This window comes from Halopseudomonas sp. MFKK-1 (genome assembly GCF_027474385.1).
GTDB classification, from domain to species: domain Bacteria; phylum Pseudomonadota; class Gammaproteobacteria; order Pseudomonadales; family Pseudomonadaceae; genus Halopseudomonas; species Halopseudomonas aestusnigri.
The window spans coordinates 1,196,312-1,215,314 of sequence record NZ_CP114836.1 but is presented as its reverse complement, the minus strand read 5'-3'; the positions used below and the strand labels follow the sequence as shown (position 1 = coordinate 1,215,314).

15 protein-coding genes are annotated in these 19,003 nt (G+C 62.7%); 7 read left to right on the top strand and 8 right to left on the bottom strand.

Annotated elements, in window-relative coordinates:
- Positions 1-45: 45 nt before the first annotated feature.
- The 3 genes from O5O48_RS05505 to O5O48_RS05495 all read right to left on the bottom strand — a co-directional run bounded on the left by O5O48_RS05505 (position 46) and on the right by O5O48_RS05495 (position 4,283).
- Entirely contained in the window at positions 46-2,103 is a 2,058-nt protein-coding gene (locus tag O5O48_RS05505) for a TonB-dependent receptor domain-containing protein (RefSeq protein ID WP_269688386.1), read from the bottom strand.
- A gap of 141 nt (positions 2,104-2,244) precedes the next feature.
- Positions 2,245-3,588 carry a HAMP domain-containing sensor histidine kinase gene (locus O5O48_RS05500; RefSeq protein ID WP_269688385.1) on the bottom strand — a complete coding sequence of 448 codons (1,344 nt, stop codon included), beginning with the start codon at positions 3,586-3,588 and terminating at the stop codon, positions 2,245-2,247.
- Positions 3,576-4,283, bottom strand: coding sequence for a response regulator transcription factor (locus O5O48_RS05495; RefSeq protein ID WP_269688384.1), 708 nt, complete (start codon positions 4,281-4,283; stop codon positions 3,576-3,578). The genes O5O48_RS05500 and O5O48_RS05495 overlap by 13 nt, the downstream gene beginning before the upstream one ends.
- Before the next feature lie 188 nt (positions 4,284-4,471).
- Between O5O48_RS05495 and O5O48_RS05490 the strand changes: the two genes are divergently transcribed.
- Positions 4,472-6,061 carry an ABC-F family ATPase gene (locus O5O48_RS05490; protein ID WP_269688383.1) on the top strand — a complete coding sequence of 530 codons (1,590 nt, stop codon included), beginning with the start codon at positions 4,472-4,474 and terminating at the stop codon, positions 6,059-6,061.
- Between the two features lie 15 nt (positions 6,062-6,076).
- Here O5O48_RS05490 and O5O48_RS05485 read toward each other — a convergent pair whose 3' ends face one another.
- The 4 genes from O5O48_RS05485 to O5O48_RS05470 form a co-directional block, all read right to left on the bottom strand.
- Complete coding sequence (locus O5O48_RS05485) at positions 6,077-6,775, bottom strand: DUF1294 domain-containing protein (protein WP_233048565.1); 699 nt, start codon at positions 6,773-6,775, stop codon at positions 6,077-6,079.
- A gap of 42 nt (positions 6,776-6,817) precedes the next feature.
- Complete coding sequence (locus O5O48_RS05480; protein ID WP_269688382.1) at positions 6,818-7,966, bottom strand: glycerate kinase; 1,149 nt, start codon at positions 7,964-7,966, stop codon at positions 6,818-6,820.
- The gene (locus O5O48_RS05475; RefSeq protein WP_233048567.1) at positions 7,966-9,324 is read right to left on the bottom strand and encodes a GntP family permease; all 1,359 of its coding nucleotides are present in this window, start codon (positions 9,322-9,324) and stop codon (positions 7,966-7,968) included. The genes O5O48_RS05480 and O5O48_RS05475 overlap by 1 nt, the downstream gene beginning before the upstream one ends.
- A gap of 1,038 nt (positions 9,325-10,362) precedes the next feature.
- Complete coding sequence (locus O5O48_RS05470) at positions 10,363-11,469, bottom strand: sugar diacid recognition domain-containing protein (protein ID WP_088275852.1); 1,107 nt, start codon at positions 11,467-11,469, stop codon at positions 10,363-10,365.
- Positions 11,470-11,564: 95 nt separating this feature from the next.
- Between O5O48_RS05470 and O5O48_RS05465 the strand changes: the two genes are divergently transcribed.
- On the top strand, positions 11,565-11,771 hold the full coding sequence (locus O5O48_RS05465; protein WP_228245996.1) for a PA3496 family putative envelope integrity protein: 207 nt from the start codon (positions 11,565-11,567) through the stop codon (positions 11,769-11,771).
- Here O5O48_RS05465 and O5O48_RS05460 read toward each other — a convergent pair.
- On the bottom strand, positions 11,765-12,715 hold the full coding sequence (locus tag O5O48_RS05460; protein WP_088275854.1) for a LysR family transcriptional regulator: 951 nt from the start codon (positions 12,713-12,715) through the stop codon (positions 11,765-11,767). The genes O5O48_RS05465 and O5O48_RS05460 overlap by 7 nt on opposite strands.
- 222 nt (positions 12,716-12,937) lie before the next feature.
- On the opposite strand from O5O48_RS05460, the gene O5O48_RS05455 reads away from it, so the two are divergent.
- From O5O48_RS05455 to O5O48_RS05435, 5 genes are all read left to right on the top strand, one after another.
- Positions 12,938-14,353, top strand: coding sequence for an acetyl-CoA carboxylase biotin carboxylase subunit (locus O5O48_RS05455; RefSeq protein ID WP_088275855.1), 1,416 nt, complete (start codon positions 12,938-12,940; stop codon positions 14,351-14,353).
- 87 nt (positions 14,354-14,440) lie between these two features.
- Entirely contained in the window at positions 14,441-16,252 is a 1,812-nt protein-coding gene (oadA, locus tag O5O48_RS05450) for a sodium-extruding oxaloacetate decarboxylase subunit alpha (protein ID WP_269688381.1), read from the top strand.
- 111 nt (positions 16,253-16,363) lie between these two features.
- Positions 16,364-17,071, top strand: a complete 708-nt coding sequence (locus O5O48_RS05445) for a carbonic anhydrase (RefSeq protein ID WP_088275857.1) — start codon at positions 16,364-16,366, stop codon at positions 17,069-17,071.
- 164 nt (positions 17,072-17,235) lie between these two features.
- A complete protein-coding gene (purE, locus tag O5O48_RS05440) occupies positions 17,236-17,727 on the top strand; it encodes a 5-(carboxyamino)imidazole ribonucleotide mutase (protein WP_088275953.1) in 492 nt (163 codons plus the stop codon).
- A gap of 10 nt (positions 17,728-17,737) precedes the next feature.
- Positions 17,738-18,820 (top strand): 5-(carboxyamino)imidazole ribonucleotide synthase, encoded by a 1,083-nt coding sequence (locus O5O48_RS05435; RefSeq protein ID WP_269688380.1) that lies wholly within the window; start codon positions 17,738-17,740, stop codon positions 18,818-18,820.
- Positions 18,821-19,003: the final 183 nt, after the last annotated feature.

Genomic DNA, 19,003 nt, shown 5'->3' with positions numbered 1-19,003 from the left:
TAAGCGGGTTCAGCGGGCGGGCTGACAGACAGTCTGACCGGCGGATCAGAAATCGACCGTCATGCCCACCGTCAACCGGCGGCCATCGAGTACCACGCCGTAGCTGTCGTTGGTCACTTCCTTGTTGGCGACGTTGTAGAGGCCGGCCTTGACGTTGACGTTGTCGGTCAGGCGATAGCCCGCGCCGATATCGACAAAACCGTATCCGGGCGTGCCGTCCGACATGCTGGTGCGGCCCATGTAATCGGAGGTTTTGCTGCGATAGTTACCCTGCAGCCAGGCGTTCAGGCGCGCATTGACGTCCCATTCCAGCAGGCCGTTGAGCATATGGCGTGGCTGCCGGTTCAGAGGCTCGCCCTTGAACTCGCCGGACTTCTGCTCGGAACGGGTAAAGGTGTAGCTGCCGGAGAGGTTCCAGTTCGGCTGGAAGCGGTAGTCGAACGTCAGCTCGACGCCCTGCATAACGGCCTCGGAGATGTTCTGGCGGGTGCTGAGGAAGAAATAGTTGGTGCCACCGAACGAACAGGTCCAGGTCGCCGGATCGTTGCGATCACCGTTGGGGCTTTCGCACAGGCGGTCCTCGGCAATCTTGTCCTTGTACTGGGTGTGGAACAGCATCGCGCTGGTATTGAGTCCCAGCGTGGCGTTGTCGTAGACGTAACCGATCTCGTAGTTGGTGCTGGTTTCCGGCTTCAGGTCCGGGTTGCCGATGATCAGCGCGCGCGGATGCGGCGCTGGCGAGCCGCCGCCACCAGTGCCGCGACCAAAGCCCTCGGTCGCATCCGACAGGGTCGGCTGGCGGTAACCGGTAGACACGCCGCCCTTGAGCACCCACTCCGGGTTCAGCCGGTAGACGCCATACAGGCGCGGCGACAGCTCGCCACCAAACAGCTCGTCATCGTTGTAGCGCAGCCCGGTGGTAACAGACAGATCGTCGGTGAGCGCCCAGTCCACCTCGGTGTACAGCGCAGCAATCCAGCGATCGACGCTTTCTACCGCTCCCGGAATGTTGGAGATCAGCAGGCCGTTGGTTTCATCGACAAACTCCTCCTGCTTGTATTGCCCGCCGAAGGTCACCACGTGATCACCCCAGAAGTAGCTTGCCTGGGTATTGAGCAGGCTGACCTCCTCCTGCTTGGTGCTGCCGGTGCCCGGCTTGTCGGACACATCGTGCTGCAGGAAGCTGTTGATGATCAGGTCGCCATAATTGCCATCATGGCTGAAGACATACACATCCTTCTCGTAGCGGTAAGTCGACGGATCAGCGTCAGCCGCAATGCTCTTGCCCGGGGTATGGGTGTATTTCAGCTCGGACGCGGTGTAGCCGAGGCTGAAGCGATTCTGCTCGTTGGGTGTCAGGTAGAACTCGGCGCCACCCTGTTTGCGGGTGCTCTCCGGCATGCTGGCGGCGGCATCGCCACCACCGATGTAATCGCTTTCGTCGGTGCCGACATAGGTGCCGGTGAACTGCGCACCGAGCAGGCCCTGAATGATCGGACCGGCCAGATAGAAATCAGCCTGCTGCGAGTCGCTGCTGATATCGTTCATGGCGCCGGTGTACTCGGTCGAGATGCTGCCGGCCCATTCGTCACCGCCGCGACGGGTGATGATATTGATCACCCCGCCCATGGCTTCCGAGCCGTAGAGCGAGGACATCGGCCCGCGGATCACCTCGATCCGCTCGATCATCGAGATCGGCGGCAGGCCGATCTGCTTGCCGCCATCGGCACCGTTGCTGTTGACCATGCGGCCGGCGGAAATCGGCCTGCCATCGACCAGATACAGCGTATAGGTGTCATCCATGCCGCGAATGCTGATGTCCTGCATATTGCCGCCGCCGGTGACGAACACACCGGGGACGTTACGCACGGCATCGGTCACATCGGAGTAGGACTGCTTCTCCAGCTGCTCGCGGGTAATCACCGAGATGCTGGCAGGCGCATCGGCGATGTTCTGCTCGTAGCCTGAGGCGGTCACCACGGTAATGGGCTGCAGCTCGACCATTCCGTCGCTTGTCGTATCCTCGGCTATCGCATTGACCGACAGCCCCAACGCAGCGGTCGCCACCGCCAGAGCCAGTTGCTGGCGCTTGAACATTCCCATGCACTTCACTCCCCTATGACAGAATTCAGCAGACAGTCACCGAGCCATTCCCTGCGCTGCGCCCCCGCGAGAGAGGACGGCAGAGCTCGATTCGCGACAAATGATAATAATTCCTATTTGAGAGTAAAGCGCATTTACAAACTATACAGCTTGCAGCTGAATGCACACACGCAGGCCGGGCTCACCATTCTCAGCCCAGATATGTCCCTGCTGCAGGTTGATCTGACGCTGCGCGATGGCAAGCCCAAGACCAAAACCGTCGCCATCCGGCCGGGCCTTGTTCAGTCGGGCAAAGGGCCGAAAGATAACCTGTAAATCCGCCTCGGCCACGCCAGGCCCCTGATCGGCAAGGCACAGGGTCCAGCAGCCGTCGGCCTGCTCGGCACTGAAACAGACCCGCCCCTGCGGCGGTGAGTGGCGAATGGCATTGCGCAACACGTTTTCCAGCGCCTGCGCCAGCGCGTTCAGATTACCCAGCACTTGGCAGCCCTGCGGCAAGGCGGTCACGATTCGCTCCGGCTGCCAGCCCGACTCGAACAGGGCGTCCTCGCGCAATACATCCCAGAGCGCATTGACATCAACCGCGCCGCAATCCAGCCGCCCGGGCACGCTGTCGAGCCAGGCCAGCTCCAGCGTACTGTCGACCAGCTCTCGCATGTTGCCGACTTCGCGCTCCAGTCTGTTACGCAGTTCGGGCAACGGCAGTTCGGTTTCGGCTGCCACACCCAGCCGACTCAGAGGGGTGCGCAACTCATGGGAAAGGTCTCGCATCAGTTGGCGCTGCTGGGCGACCGACTGACGCAGGCGCAGGGTCAGAAACTCCAGCGAGCGCCCCAGCTCACCAAGTTCGTCACGACGCCGTGCCAGCGATGCCGGCAGCAGACTTTGCAAGGGATCGGCACGCATCGCGTTGGCCTGTCGACGCAAGCGCTCGAGCGGCGAGATAAGCAGCCAGTAAAGCAACACGCAGAACAATACCGCGAGCAACCCGGGCACCACGTACAGCAGCAGCAGATTGAGCAGCGCGCGCTGCCCCCAGGGTGCCAGTGCCTCAGGCAAACGCAGAACCAGGTAATGAGACTGATCCGGCAGAGGCACCCGGATGGTCGGCCGACCATCGCCGCGGCGGCTCATAAGCCCATCATAGTCACGGACAAAGCCGAGCATGCGCCGCTGCCGCTCGGTCAATGCCTGCCCTGCCAGCGGTCGTCGATCCTCGTCCACCAGCACCAGCAACTCCGGCGACACCTCAATGCGTTGCCTGCGCCAGCGTTCCAGAGCGTCGGGCCCTTCAGCGAGCGCCTGCGCGGCCTCGGCGGCATAGCCCTGCAGGGTACCGAGTGCCCGGTCCGGCAGAAAGGACAGATAACGATCAATACGTGCGCTCAGGTAATGGGTCGCGCTGATCAGACTCAGGCAGAATCCAGCCACCAGAATCACCAGCGGCCAGAATAGCGAACGCTGCCCCGGCATCAGCGTAGCCAACTGAGCAGATAACCCTGCCCCCAGACCGACTCCAGCCGCAGGTTGTGTATTCCGGCCTGGGTCAGCTTGCGACGCAGGTTGCTGATATGCATGTCCAATACCCGGTCATGCCGGGCGTAGCCGCGGCGCAGCACCTGCTGGTACAGAAAGGCCTTGGTCAGCACCTCATTCATTTGTTCGTACAATACCTGCAGCAATCGAAACTCGGTCGGTGTGACACTCAACCAGCAATCCCCGCAACGCACGCGCATGGCAGGCTCATCAAACGCCAACAGATCGTCGTTGGCTGCCGGCGGCACAACGCAGTCGCGCTCCCGCTCGTAGGCCACCCGACGCAGGATGGCGGCAATCCGCACCTGTAACTCGCGGGTGCTGAACGGCTTGGGCAGATAGTCATCGGCACCGCCGTCAAACCCGGCAATACGGTGCCCTTCATCACCCTGGGCAGACATCATCAGCACCGGTGTGGCGTGCTGGCGCCGCAAACGCCTGAGCAGCTCCATCCCATCGATGCCGGGCAGCATCACATCCAGCAGGATCAGGTCGTAGGCTACTCGCTGCGCCAGGTTCAGGCCGCTGTCGCCATCGGCAGCAACGGTGATGACGAGACCCGCGCGCTCAAGCGACGTTTTCAGATGGAGACCCAGAACCGGGTCGTCCTCGATAGCCAGAATGTGGGGGTGAAATGCTTGCACGGCGCGCCTCGTTACAAACGATAATTGTTTGCACCTGTAAAAATACTGCATCAGAGCACTGCAAAGCAAACGACCTTCGGTCGGCGCGGCCCTGTCGCCGCGTCGACGCAACCGCTACAATGCGCGGCTTTGCGCCGCCCACGCGGCTGCCCTTTCAGTCCGCTTCTTTGCTCAGCCAGGATTCTCCCGTGATCGCCACCGCCAACATCACCATGCAGTTTGGTCCCAAGCCGCTGTTCGAAAACGTTTCCGTCAAGTTCGGCAACGGCAACCGCTACGGCCTGATCGGCGCCAACGGCTGCGGCAAATCGACCTTTATGAAGATCCTTGGCGGCGAGCTGGAGCCCTCCGGCGGCCAGGTGATGCTCGAACAGAACGTGCGTCTGGGTAAGCTGCGTCAGAACCAGTTTGCCTACGAAGAGTTCAGCGTGATCGACACCGTGATCATGGGTCACGAGGAGCTGTGGAAGGTCAAGGCCGAGCGTGACCGCATCTACTCGCTGCCGGAAATGAGCGAAGAAGACGGGATGAAAGTCGGCGAACTGGAGGGCGAGTTCGCGGAAATGGACGGCTACACCGCCGAATCCCGCGCCGGTGAACTGCTGCTCGGTCTCGGCATTCCGCTGGAACAGCACTTTGGCCCGATGAGCGAAGTCGCCCCCGGCTGGAAGCTGCGTGTGCTGCTGGCCCAGGCGCTGTTCTCCGATCCGGATGTGCTGCTGCTGGACGAACCGACCAACCACCTGGATATCAACACCATCCGCTGGCTGGAAGACGTACTCAAGGCGCGTACCAGCACCATGATCATCATTTCCCACGACCGTCACTTCCTGAACTCGGTCTGCACCCACATGGCCGACCTGGATTACGGCGAACTGCGCCTGTTCCCCGGCAACTACGACGAGTACATGACCGCCGCCACCCAGGCGCGCGAGCGTTTGCTGTCGGACAACGCCAAGAAGAAAGCGCAGATCGCCGAGCTGCAGACCTTTGTCAGCCGCTTCTCGGCCAACGCCTCCAAGGCCAAGCAGGCGACCAGCCGCGCCAAACAGATCGACAAGATCCAGCTGGAAGAGGTCAAACCCTCCAGCCGCGTCAGCCCGTTTATCCGCTTCGAGCAGTTCAAGAAACTGCACCGTCAGGCGGTCACCCTGCAGAACGTCAGCCAGGGCTACGACGGCGAAGTGCTGTTCAAGGGCCTGAACCTGCAGATCGAAGCCGGCGAGCGGGTCGCCATCATCGGCCCCAACGGCATCGGCAAGACCACCCTGCTGCGCACCATGGTCGGTGAACTGGCACCGATGGCCGGTGAGGTGAAATGGGCCGAAAGCGCCGACATCGGCTACTTCGCGCAGGATCACGCCGACGACTTCAAGGACGACTGCACCCTGTTCGAATGGATGGCGCAGTGGACCCAGGGCGGCGAACAGCTGGTGCGCGGCACCCTCGGCCGCATGCTGTTCTCCAACGACGAGATCGGCAAATCGGTCAAGGTGATCTCGGGCGGCGAGCAGGGCCGCATGCTGTTCGGCAAGCTGATCCTCGGCAAGTCCAACGTCATGCTGATGGACGAGCCGACCAACCACCTCGACATGGAGTCGATCGAAGCGCTCAACCTGGCGCTGGAGAACTACCCGGGCACGCTGATCTTCGTCAGCCACGACCGTGAGTTCGTCAGCTCGCTGGCCACCCGCATCATCGAGCTGTCGGAAAATGGCGTGACCGACTTCTCCGGCAGCTACGACGACTACCTGCGCAGTCAGGGCGTGCTGGTCTGATCTGACGGTTCGCCGTCAGGGCGATACAAAGGGCAATAGCGCCAAAAGGCTGCCGTCGAACACCAGCAGGTCGAGCCAGGCCAGCTGGTGCAGGACAACAATCAGCCAGAACAGCACCTGAAAGGACGCCTTGCGGGTCTTGTGGCGAAGCAGCTGCTGGGCCACCAGCGCGCCTGGCCAGCCGCCCAGCAGCGCAGAGAGATGCAGAGTCTTTTCCGGCGTGCGCCAGCGCCCCGTCTCGGCACTGCGTTTATCGAGCCAATACTGAACAAAGCTGACGACGCTGACCACGGCGTAGGCCAACAGCCACCAGGGCTGACCCTGTTCCAGCCACAGCTGCAGGCTGCCGAACAGTGGCAGTATGCATAGCAGCGCCAGCACCACCAGCTTGGCACCCCGATTATGTACCCGGTGCCGGTGCCGCCCGGTACGGAGCGCGGCCCCGCGGGTCGGCGTCAGCGCGCTGCGCTCGCGCGGCTTGCGGCGAATGGCCGGGCGATCCAGCGCCAGCCCCTCACCACGCATGTGCTCGGCCCGTCGTCGCCCCTGCTCGTCGGCGACGGCCACAAAGCGCACCGCCATACCGGTCACCGGCCTGGCGTCACCGCGCATGACCGAAATATGGGCAAACACCCGCTCACTGCCGTCATCGGGCTGAATGAAACCGAAGCCCTTGGCGTCGTTCCAGTTCACCAACTTGCCGCCCTGCTCCATCCACATCCCTCCCGCGTCTCTGCGCCGGAGTATAGCCCGCCCTCAGACGCGCCGGGCAGCCATGCCCGCAATCTGCCACAACCGCGCCAGGTCGGCGGCGCGGGCACTGAGCTGGTCGGCGGCCTGCTGCATGGCCTGCTCGAGACTGAGCGGTCCCGGTGCCAGACTGAAGGCCGCGCCGATGCCTTCGGCATAGAGGCGCTGATAGCCTTCACCGAGACTGCCAGCCAGAGCAATGACCGGCACGCCGGCGGCACGGGCAATGCGCGCCACCCCGACGGGCGTCTTGCCGTGCAGACTCTGGCCATCCAGCCGACCCTCACCGGTGATCACCAGATCGGCACCGTGCACGGCCTCGGCCAGCCCGGCCAGCTCCGCCACCAGTTCAATACCGGGGCGAAAGCCTGCCTTGAGCACCGCGCGGGCTGCAAAACCGAGCCCGCCAGCAGCGCCAACGCCGGGCAGGTTGCGCAGATCCTCGCCCAGAGTCGACGCCATAACATCGGCATAATGGCCCAGCGCGGCGTCCAGTTGGTCCACCTGCGCCGGAGTCGCGCCCTTCTGCGGGCCAAATACCGCCGAGGCGCCACGTGGCCCACAGAGCGGATTGTCGACATCGGCGGCAACCAGCACTTCAACCTGCGCCAGCCGGGTATCCAGTCCGGTCAGGTCGATATGGCGCAGCCGCGCCAGCGCCTCGCCGCCCGGTGGCAGATCCCCACCATCGGCATCCAGCAGGCGCACACCAAGTGCGCACAGCAAACCGGCACCGCCATCGTTGGTTGCGCTGCCGCCGAGGCCCAGCACGATCCGCCGCACCCCGGCATCCAGCGCCGCGCGGATCAGCTCGCCGGTGCCGAAGCTGCTCGCCCTCAGCACATCGCGCCGCGCCTGCTCGACCCGATGCAGTCCGCTGGCCTCGGCCATTTCGATCACAGCCCGACGCCCCGGCAACAATCCCCAGTTGGCGGTTACCGGATCACCCAGCGGGCCGCTGACCTCGGTCCATTGCCGCTCGCCCCCGGTCGCGGCCAATACCGCATCAACCGTGCCTTCGCCGCCATCAGCCATCGGGCAGAGCAGCAGTTCAGAATCGGGATAAACCCGCGCCCAGCCCGCCGCGATGGCTTCAGCAACAGCGCGGGCACTCAGGCTTTCCTTGAACGAATCGGGGGCGATAACCAGTTTCATCAGAGCAGTACCAGACTCAGCAGCCAGACGGTGATAATGCCGGCGATGCCCTGCATCAGGGTGCCGAGGGTTTGCGCACGGTAAGCGGTGCCGACACTCATGCGGCTGAACTGGGTCACGACCCAGAAGAAGCTGTCGTTGGCGTGGGACACGGTCATCGCGCCGGCCCCAATGGCCATCACGCAGAGCACCCGGCCCATCTCGCTATCCAGCCCCAACTCCGGCAGCAGCGGTGCAACCAGCGCCGAGGTAGTCACCAGCGCCACGGTAGTTGAACCCTGCGCCGACTTCAGCGCAGCAGACACCACAAACGGCATGAACAGCCCGATACCCAGCGCCGACAGGGTCGCCCCCAGATAGTCGCCCAACGGCGTCACCTTGAGCATGGCGCCGAAGGCACCGCCGGCACCGGTGATCAGCAGAATCGGAGCGGCGGCCTGAATACCCTCCACCACGCGGTCATGGAACTCCTGACGCTTGTTGTCCGCGCGCAACAGCGTGCAGGCCAGCGCCAGACCGACTGCCAGCGCCACAACCGGCTGACCGAGGAAGGCCAGCAGCGTGTAGACGAAGCCCTCACCCACCGGCTTGGCCGGCAGATTGGCGAGGGTGCCCAGACAGATCAGGCCGATCGGCAGAAAGATCGGTGCAAAAGCCTTGGTCGCGCTCGGCAACACACCGTATTTGGCCCGGATCTGGGCATAGTCTTCAGCGTCCATCACGTGGGTGCCGTTGTCTTCCAGCGGGATGTCCTTGCCGATAAACCGATTGGCCCACCACATCCCGGCAAAGGCAGTCACCAGCGACACCACCAGACCGACCAGTATCACCAGACCAAGGTTGTTCTCCAGCCCCAGATTACCGGCCGCGGCAATCGGGCCGGGGGTCGGCGGCACAAAGGTGTGGGACGCGTAGAGGCCGGTCGCCAAGGCCACGCTCATGGCGATGACCGAGACCTTCATGCGCGCGGCCAGAGCATTCTTCAGCGAGTTAAGGATGACGTAGCCCGAATCACAGAACACCGGGATCGACACCAGATAGCCGATGATCGACATGGTCAGCGTCGGGAAACGCTCGCCGAGCAGCTTGATCACCGTCTCCGCCATGGTGATTGCCGCGCCGCTGCGCTCAAGAATCACGCCGATGATGGTCCCCAGCACAATGACAATGCCGATATAACCAAGGATGCCGCCAAAGCCACCGGTGATCGTCTTGACGATCTCCATAGTCGGCACCTGATAGGCGAAACCGGCCAGCAACGCCGCCGCCAGCAAGGCAAGAAAGGGGTGTAACTTGAGGCGCGATGTCGCCAGAACGATAAAGGCAATCAGGGCGACCAGAATCAGTACCAGACCCATGCTGAACTCCTTTTTATTGTGTTTGCCGCGATGGGCGGCGATGACAACGGCCATTGTCACCCAGCCTGCGGGACAAAAGCCTTATGCCCACGCACAACAATAGACGGGAATTAGCAACGCATTCTTGTTCGCTCGCCCAATAGCAATGAACCTGAAACTGGGTAGATCCGCTCTGGTTAGGGGGCGGTGGCGGAGAGCAAGACCAGTCGGAAGTGACGTGCTCGCGAAAGCGTGTAAACCATCAGTCGCAGCGAACCGACTACAGCATGAGTGCGACTGCCAAATCAGCTTTTCGCCTTTTACGGCGAGCCAAGGGGGGCCGCTTGCCCGGCCCCCCTTAGCGATCCCCCGGGGCACCCGACTACGCGGCCCTTCGGGTTCGCTGCGTTGCTCGATTTATCGGGGAGTCATAAAACTCGTCGCTGCGCTCCTCAGACAGCCTATGACTCTTTTTCCCGATAAATCTGCGCTACTCGCCCGCGTAAACGGGACGAAACCCGGTGCACACTCCACCATCCAAGTCTTTGGCAGTTTGCCAGAGCGCGATAATTAGGCGTGTGTTAGCAGCCGCTTCTGGCGCAAAACAAATCAGCAGACATAAAACACTGACCCGGACGCGGAGCGTCGTTACAGACATTCCCACGCGGGAGCGTGGGAATGATCAGGTCTATTTCGGTAAGACATGATGAATGCACGGACCAACTCCCCGTTTACGCGGGCGAGTAGCGCAGGGATGACGGGAAAAAGAGCGGCAGCGTGTCTGAGGAGCGCAGCGACGAGTTCTGCCGCTCCCCGTCAGCCCGAGCAACGCAGCGAACCCAAAGGGCCGCGTAGCCGGGTGCCCCGGGGGATCGCTAAGGGGGGCCGGGCAAGCGGCCCCCCTTGGCTCGCCGTGAAAGGCGAAAAGCGCGTTATCAGGCAACACTGCAGCAGAAAATAATACAAAGAACCGTACGCAGCGCGTCCTGACAGGCGTTCCACGCAGGAGCGTGGGATCGATCAATGGCTAGCGGGAACGTAGCGGCAGCCGCCGCCCAGCTACTCCGGAAACAACGCCAACCCGATACTCAACAGCATTCGATCCGTCATCCGATCCAGATCCAGCCCGGTAATCTCGGCAATCCGGTCCAGCCGGTAGCGCAGGGTATTGCGATGCACCTGCAGCTGCTCGGCGCAGGCCTGAGTATGGCCATTGTGCTGCAACCAGCTGCGCAGGGTGGCCACCAGCTGACCATTGCCATCGGCCCGGCGCAGCGGCTGAATCGGCGCCAGCAGTTGCTGCACTGTCCAGCTGCCCTGCTGCTGATGGAGCAGCACCGCCAGCCGATTGTCGGCCAGACTGACCATACGCTCGGACACCCGCATCTCCTGCACATAATCGCGCAGACTGATCAGAGCCTCGGTCGCCTCGCGCAGATCCGCGAGCGACGTGACCGCCTCGGCCAGCAGCACCCGGCCCACCGGCCAGCCCCGCTGATCGGCCTGCTCCAGCCAGCTGCGGCGCGGAGGTTGCGGCTTGCCACTGCGCAACCAAAGGACCTCGTGCAGCCCGAGCGGAAGAATGATGTCGTGCGGGTGACGGGCACGCATCAGCGTCACCAGTTGCCCTTGGGAATGCTGATGGTCGCTTTCTGTAGCCAGGCACAGCAAACAGCACTGCAGCGGCCATTTCCAGCGCATGCGCAGGCGTTCCGCATCCTCCTCCAGACTGGCTACCGGGTAGCCACGCTCCAGCAGGTTGACCAGCCAGGCCTCCTGCTGCTGACCGCGCCAGTGCTGCTCTGCCTGCAACACGCGCTGTTCGACCAGCATCTCGGCGGTCATGCGCAGCAGCTCGGCAAACGGCCTGACCTGCTCTGGATCACCGGTAATACCCAGCACGCCAACCAGCCTCCCACCGTGCAGCAACGGCAGGTTGATACCGGGTTTGACGCCTTGCAGACAGGCTGCCGCCTGCTCGTCCAGCGCCACTACCCGCTGGTTGGCGAGCACCAGTTGGGCGCCCTCGTGCCGGCTGTCGATGCGCTCGGCATCGCCGCTGCCGATGATCACTCCCTGGCGATCCATCACATTGACGTTGTACGGCAGGATAGCCATCGCTCGATTGACGATGTCCTGGGCCAGATGACGGTCCAGTTCAAACATGCTCGTGCTCCTCAGCGGCTGTCATCACCGCGTCATGCTCTGAAGCCATGCTGACTCCGTGAAGCCAGAACACCACTGACTCGGGAGATGCCAACATGGCCTTTGATCCGGAATTTGCAGGTGACTTCAACTCCGCCGTGGACCAGCGCCGCGAACGCCGTCGCAACGAAGACAAGAAGCGCATGGCCTATCGCCGCGCGATCGAGGCCTATCGAGAAAGCCAGGCCCTGCAGGCCTCCTTCAGCGACTTCCCCGAACTGCTCGGCCAGACCGATTTTCATCGTTCGCAGCGCCTCTACTGAGTCGCAGGCGACGGTTCGAAGGGTTCTGCCAACTGCCGGATCAACGCCTTCTCCTCGCGCAAAAAGGCGAGGAAGGCCTCTGCCACCGGGCTCAGGCGCTTGCCTCGGGCATGCACCGCACACCAGCTGCGCTTGAGCGGCAATTCGCTGATATTGAGACAGACCAGTTCCCCCTGTCGTATCCAGGCCGCCGCTGCATGCCCCGGCACCAGCGCCACCCCCAGCCCGGCAATTGCGCCCTGCACCAGCGCCTCGGTCGACCCGAGCTGCATGGTCTGGCCGAGATGTACCCGCTTGAGCTGAAGAAATTCGTCGCAGGCCTTGCGGATGCCCGAGCCACTCTCGCGCTGCAGGACCATTTCCTCTTCCAGTCTAGCCAGCGGAATCTGACTCTGCCGCGCGAGCGGGTGATCCGGCCGCACCACCGCCACGATCGGGTTGTTGAGGAACGGGAAGAACTCCAGCGCGCGATCCGCCGGCACCAGCCCCATAATCACCAGATCATCACGGTTGTCGGCCAGACGCTGAATGATCTGTGCCCGGCTGGTTACGTCCAGTCGAAAGGTAACCTGCGGGTAGCGCTGGCGGAACGCAGCCAACAGATGCGGCAGAACGTATTGGACGCTGCTCGCCGCCGCCAGGCGCAACTCGCCACGCAGGCTGCCTTCCAGCGTCGACAGGTTCATATCCAGGCTTTCCAGCCGATCAAAGATGTCAGCAGAGGTCTCCAGCAACGACTCCGCAGCCTCGGTCAGGTACAGCTTGCGGCCAACATATTCGAACAACGGCAGACCGACCTGTTCTTCAAGCTGGCGAATCTGCAGGCTGACCGCCGGCTGGGTCAGTGCCATGGTTTCGGCCGCGCGGCTGTAGGAGCGGTGCTCACACACCGCGCGGAACACCTGCAACTGGCGCAGGGTCATTCGCAGCAAAGATTTGCGCATGATGGTCTAGCCTTGATGAACGGAGCAGCTTTGTATGGCCGCAGTATATATAAGCAATAACTTATATATAAGCCAAGTATTATTCATTTCACAGAATAGAGGCGTCCGCTTAGGGTAGCCGGGAAACATTTTGCAATGTGTCGCACCGGAACCACGCATTCCGGTCGCGGTACGCAACCTGTTCACCGCATCCACTCGATCACCCACACGAGGAACGCGTACGTGATCAAGAAAATTCTGATTGCCAACCGGGGCGAGATTGCCGTTCGCATCGTCCGCGCTTGCGCGGAGATGGGCATCACCTCGGTTGCGGTCTACACCGATCCCGACCGCTATGCCCTGCACGTCAAACGCGCCGACGAGTCCTACAACGTCGGCAGCGACCCGCTGGCCGGTTATCTGAACCCGCGCCAACTGGTTAACCTGGCGGTAGAAACCGGCTGTGACGCCCTGCACCCGGGCTACGGCTTCCTGTCCGAGAACGCTGAGCTGGCAAAGATCTGTGCCGAGCGCGGCATCAAGTTCATCGGTCCGGCAGCCGATGTGATTACCCGCATGGGCGACAAGACCGAAGCACGCCGCAGCATGATCGCCGCCGGCGTACCGGTCACCCCCGGCACCGAAGGCAATCTGGCAGATCTTGACGAGGCGCTGCGCGAAGCCGAGCGCGTCGGTTACCCGGTCATGCTCAAGGCAACGTCCGGTGGTGGTGGTCGCGGTATTCGTCGTTGCAACAACCGCGAAGAGCTGGAATCGGCCTACCCGCGAGTCATCTCCGAGGCCACCAAGGCCTTCGGCAGCGCGGAAGTCTTCCTCGAGAAGTGCATCGTCAACCCGAAACACATCGAAGCGCAGATTCTCGCCGACAGCTTCGGCAACACCGTGCACCTGTTCGAGCGCGACTGCTCGATCCAGCGCCGCAACCAGAAGCTGATCGAGATCGCGCCCAGCCCGCAGCTAACCCCGGAACAGCGCGCCTACATCGGTGATCTGGCGGTCAAGGCCGCGCAGGCGGTCGGTTACGAGAACGCCGGCACCGTCGAATTCCTGCTGGCCGACGACGAAGTGTATTTCATGGAAATGAATACCCGGGTTCAGGTCGAGCACACCATTACCGAGCAGATCACCGGCGTCGACATCGTCCGCGAGCAGATCCGCATCGCCTCCGGCCTGCCGCTGTCGATCAAGCAGGAAGACATCCAGCACCAGGGCTTTGCGATCCAGTTCCGGATCAACGCCGAAGACCCGAAGAACAACTTCTTCCCCTCCTTCGGCAAGGTTACCCGCTACTACGCACCGGGCGGTCCGGGCGTGCGGGTCGATACCGCGATCTACACCGGTTACACCATTCCGCCGAACTTCGACTCCATGTGTCTCAAGCTCATCGTCTGGGCCATGACCTGGGAAGAGGCGCTGGACCGCGGCCTGCGTGCGCTGGACGACATGCGCCTGCAGGGGGTCAAGACCACAACCCCGTACTACCAGGAAATCCTGCGTAATGCCGAGTTCCGCTCCGGCGTGTTCAACACCAGCTTCGTGGAAGCCCACCCCGAGCTGCTGAACTACTCGATCAAACGCAAACCCGAGGAGCTGGCGCTCGCCATCGCAGCCGCGATTGCCGCCCACGCCGGACTATGACACTAGCGGCAAGCTTCAAGCCGCAAGCGACAAGACACACCGCTTGCAGCTTGGCGCTTGAAGCTTGCAGCTGATGAGGAACAGAAAATGAGCAACACACGCAAAATCACCGTTACCGATACCATCCTGCGCGACGCCCACCAGTCTCTGCTGGCGACCCGTCTGCGTACCGAAGACATGCTGCCGATCTGCGACAAGCTGGATCAGGTCGGCTACTGGTCGCTGGAAGTCTGGGGCGGCGCGACCTTTGACGCCTGCGTGCGCTTTCTGAAAGAAGATCCCTGGGAGCGTCTGCGCACCCTGCGCAAGGCGCTGCCGAACACCCGCCTGCAAATGCTGCTGCGTGGCCAGAACCTGCTTGGCTACCGTCACTACAGCGACGACGTGGTTCGCGCCTTCGTCGCCAAGGCAGCCGAGAACGGTATCGACGTGTTCCGCATCTTTGATGCCATGAACGACGTACGCAACCTCAAGGTCGCCATCGAAGCAGTCAAGGCGGCCGGCAAGCACGCCCAGGGCACCATCGCCTACACCACCAGCCCGGTGCATACCGTCGACACCTTCGTCAAACAGGCGAAAGACATGGCCGCAATGGGCATCGACTCCATCGCCATCAAGGACATGGCTGGTCTGCTGACCCCGTTCGCCACCGGCGAGCTGGTCAAGGCGCTGAAAGCCGAGCTCGACTTGCCAGTGTTCATCCATTCGCACGACACCGCCGGCCTGGCCTCCATGTGTCAGCTTAAAGCGATCGAGAACGGTGCCGACCACATCGACACCGCCATCTCCTCGATGGCCTGGGGCACCAGCCACCCGGGTACCGAGTCGATGGTTGCCGCGCTGAAAGGCACCCCGTACGACACCGGCCTGGATCTGGAACTGCTGCAGGAAATCGGCATGTACTTCCACGCCGTGCGCAAGAAGTATCACCAGTTCGAAAGCGACTTCACCGGCGTAGACACCCGCGTACAGGTCAACCAGGTGCCGGGCGGCATGATGTCCAACCTGGCCAACCAGTTGAAGGAGCAAGGCGCACTGGATCGCATCCAGGACGTGTTTGCGGAGATCCCGCGCGTACGTGAAGACCTCGGCTTCCCGCCGCTGGTGACCCCGACCTCGCAGATCGTCGGCACCCAGGCGGTGTTCAACGTGCTGGCCGGCGAACGCTACAAGACCATCACCAACGAAGTGAAGCTCTACCTGCAGGGCCGTTACGGTCAGGCACCGGGTACCGTCAACGAGACGCTGCGTCGTCAGGCCATCGGCGGCGAAGAGGTCATTGACGTGCGCCCGGCCGACCTGATCAAGCCGGAAATGGACCGCCTGCGCAGCGAAGTCGGCGCGCTGGCCAAGTCGGAAGAAGATGTGCTGACCTTCGCCATGTTCCCGGACATTGGCCGCAAATTCCTCGAAGAACGCGAAGCCGGCACCCTCAAGCCCGAGCAACTGCTGCCGGCGCCCGGCCAGGGCGCTCCGGCTGCCGCCAGCGAAGGCGTACCGACCGAGTTCATCATTGATGTTCACGGCGAGTCCTACCGCGTCGATATCACCGGCGTCGGCGTCAAGGGCGACGGCAAGCGTCACTTCTACCTGAGCCTCGACGGCATGCCGGAAGAAGTGGTGTTCGAGCCGCTGAACGCCTTCGTTGGCGAGGGCAGCAGCAAGCGCAAGCAGGCCAGCGAACCAGGCCACGTGACCACCAGCATGCCAGGCAACGTGGTTGACGTGCTGGTCAAGGTCGGCGACAGCGTCAAGGCCGGTCAGGCCGTACTGGTCAGCGAAGCCATGAAGATGGAAAGCGAAATCCAGGCGGCCATCGCCGGGACCGTCAAGGCGGTCAACGTCGCCAAGGGTGATCGCGTCAATCCGGGCGAGATCCTGATCGAGATTGAGGCCTGACACCACACGGGTGCCGTTGCGGCGCTGCGAGCAGCGCTGCAACGGCGTCGGTGTCGTGACCGGGAAACTGATCGTCTACCGTTCAGCCCAACCAAGGATTGAGACTGCGACATGAATAAAGATTCCAGACGCAACGAAAGCGCCGAAGAAGCCCTCAAGCAGATCGTCGACGGCTTCAACCGCTTTCGTAACGAGGTCTACCCGGAACAGCAGGAGCTGTTCAAGAAGCTGGCGCACGAGCAGGTCCCGCGTGCCATGTTCATTACCTGCGCCGATTCGCGCGTGGCGCCGGAGCTGATCACCCAGAGTGCGCCGGGCGACCTGTTCGTCTCCCGTAACGTCGGTAATGTGGTACCCCCCTACGGCCAGATGATGGGCGGCGTGTCCACCGCCATCGAGTTCGCAGTGCTGGCGCTCAACGTGCAGCACATCATCATCTGCGGCCATTCCGACTGCGGCGCGATGAAGGCGGTTCTGAATCCGGAAACCCTCGACTCGCTGCCGACCGTCAAGGCCTGGCTGCGTCACGCCGAAGTTGCCAAGATCGTGGTCGAAGACAACTGCGACTGCTGCGACAACAAGCTGGCGATGATGACCGAAGAAAACGTCATCGCTCAGCTGCAGCATCTGGCCACCCACCCCTCGGTGGCTTCGCGACTGGCTCGCGGCGAACTGTTCATTCACGGCTGGGTGTACGACATCGAGACCGCGCACATTCGCGCCTACGACTCGGAAACCAACGAGTTTCGCCAGATCGGCGAAGGCCCGCTGCCGATGGCCACACCGCGCGCGCGCTACCCCGGCCGCAACGCCAGCTAACCGACAGGCGCATTACTGCATTTGCCCAATTACGGGTATACTGCGCCGTCTGTTTAGCGGCAGACCCCACGGGGTCTGCACTCTCCAAGCAAGCCACGCCAGTCCGCTGCCGTGGCTTGTTGGTTTCTGCCGCCGAGGCGGCCCTGATGAGCGAGGCACTACAGATGACCGCACTGGTTGGCGTGATCATGGGCTCCAAGTCCGACTGGTCCACCCTGAGCCATACGGCCGACATGCTTGAACAGTTGGGCATTCCCTACGAAGTGAAGGTGGTTTCCGCCCACCGCACCCCTGATCTGCTGTTCCAATACGCTGAAGAAGCGGCCGATCGCGGCATCGAAGTGATCATCGCCGGCGCCGGCGGCGCAGCCCACCTGCCGGGCATGTGCGCGGCCAAGACTCACCTGCCGGTGCTCGGCGTGCCGGTGCAGTCCTCCATGCTCTCCGGTGTCGATTCGCTGCTGTCCATCGTGCAGATGCCGGCCGGCGTGCCGGTCGCCACTCTGGCCATCGGCAAGGCCGGTGCGGTCAACGCAGCGCTGCTGTCGGCCAGCATTCTCGGCGGCAAGCACCCGCAGTTCAGCAAGGCGCTGCAGGAATTCCGCACCCAGCAGACCGACAACGTGCTGAACAACCCAGACCCGCGTCAGGCTTGAGGAATCGGATATGAAGATCGGCGTCATCGGTGGTGGACAACTGGGTCGCATGCTGGCTTTGGCCGGCACCCCGCTCGGCCAGCAGTTCGCGTTTCTCGACCCGGCCCCGGATGCCTGCGCCCAGGCCCTCGGTGAGCACATCCGCGCCGACTACAGCGATACCGATCACCTGCGCCAGCTGGCCGAAGAAGTCGACGTGGTGACCTTCGAGTTCGAAAGCGTCCCGGCCGAAACCGTCGCCTTCCTCTCGCAGTTCGTCCCGGTCTACCCGAACGCCGAATCACTGCGCATCGCTCGCGACCGCTGGTTTGAAAAGTCGATGTTCCAGGACCTCGGCATCCCGACCCCGGAGTTTGCCGACATCCAGTCGCAGGATAACCTCGATGCTGCGGTCAAGCGCATCGGCCTGCCGGCGGTGATGAAAACCCGCACTCTGGGGTATGACGGCAAGGGCCAGAAAGTCCTGCGCCACCCCGACGATGTGGTCGATGCCTTCGCCGAACTGGGCAGCGTACCCTGCATTCTGGAAGGTTTTGTGCCCTTCACCGGCGAGGTGTCGCTGGTTGCCGTACGTGCCCGCAACGGGGAAACCCGCTTCTACCCGCTGGTGCACAACACCCACGAAAACGGCATCCTCAAGCTGTCGATCGCCAGTACCGATCATCCGTTGCAGGCACTGGCCGAAGACTACGTTGGCCGCGTGCTCGACAAGCTGGATTACGTCGGCGTGCTGGCCTTCGAATTCTTCGAGGTCGACGGTGGCCTGAAAGCCAACGAGATCGCCCCGCGCGTGCACAACTCCGGCCACTGGACTATCGAAGGCGCCGAGTGCAGCCAGTTCGAAAACCACCTGCGCGCCATCGCCGGCCTGCCGCTGGGCTCGACCGCCAAGGTCGGTGAAAGCGCGATGCTGAACTTTATCGGCGAAGTCCCCGCCGTCGACGCCGTCACGGCCATTGAGCACTGCCATCTGCACCACTACGGCAAGGCCTTCAAGGCCGGTCGCAAGGTCGGCCACGCGACCCTGCGCTGCCCGGATATGGCGACGCTGAAAGCGCGCATTGCCGAGGTTGAGGCGCTGATCGGCAAATAAGTTTGCTGGCGGGATAACCGAGAAAGGCGCAACACTGGGTGTTGCGCCTTTTTTGTTGGGTTAAATATCCAGAAGCGACAACTGCACGGACCCACTCCCCGTTTACGCGGGCGAGTAGCGCAGGGCTGACGGGAGATAGGACGGCAGCCTGTCTGAGGAGCGTAGCGACGAGTTCTGCCGGCC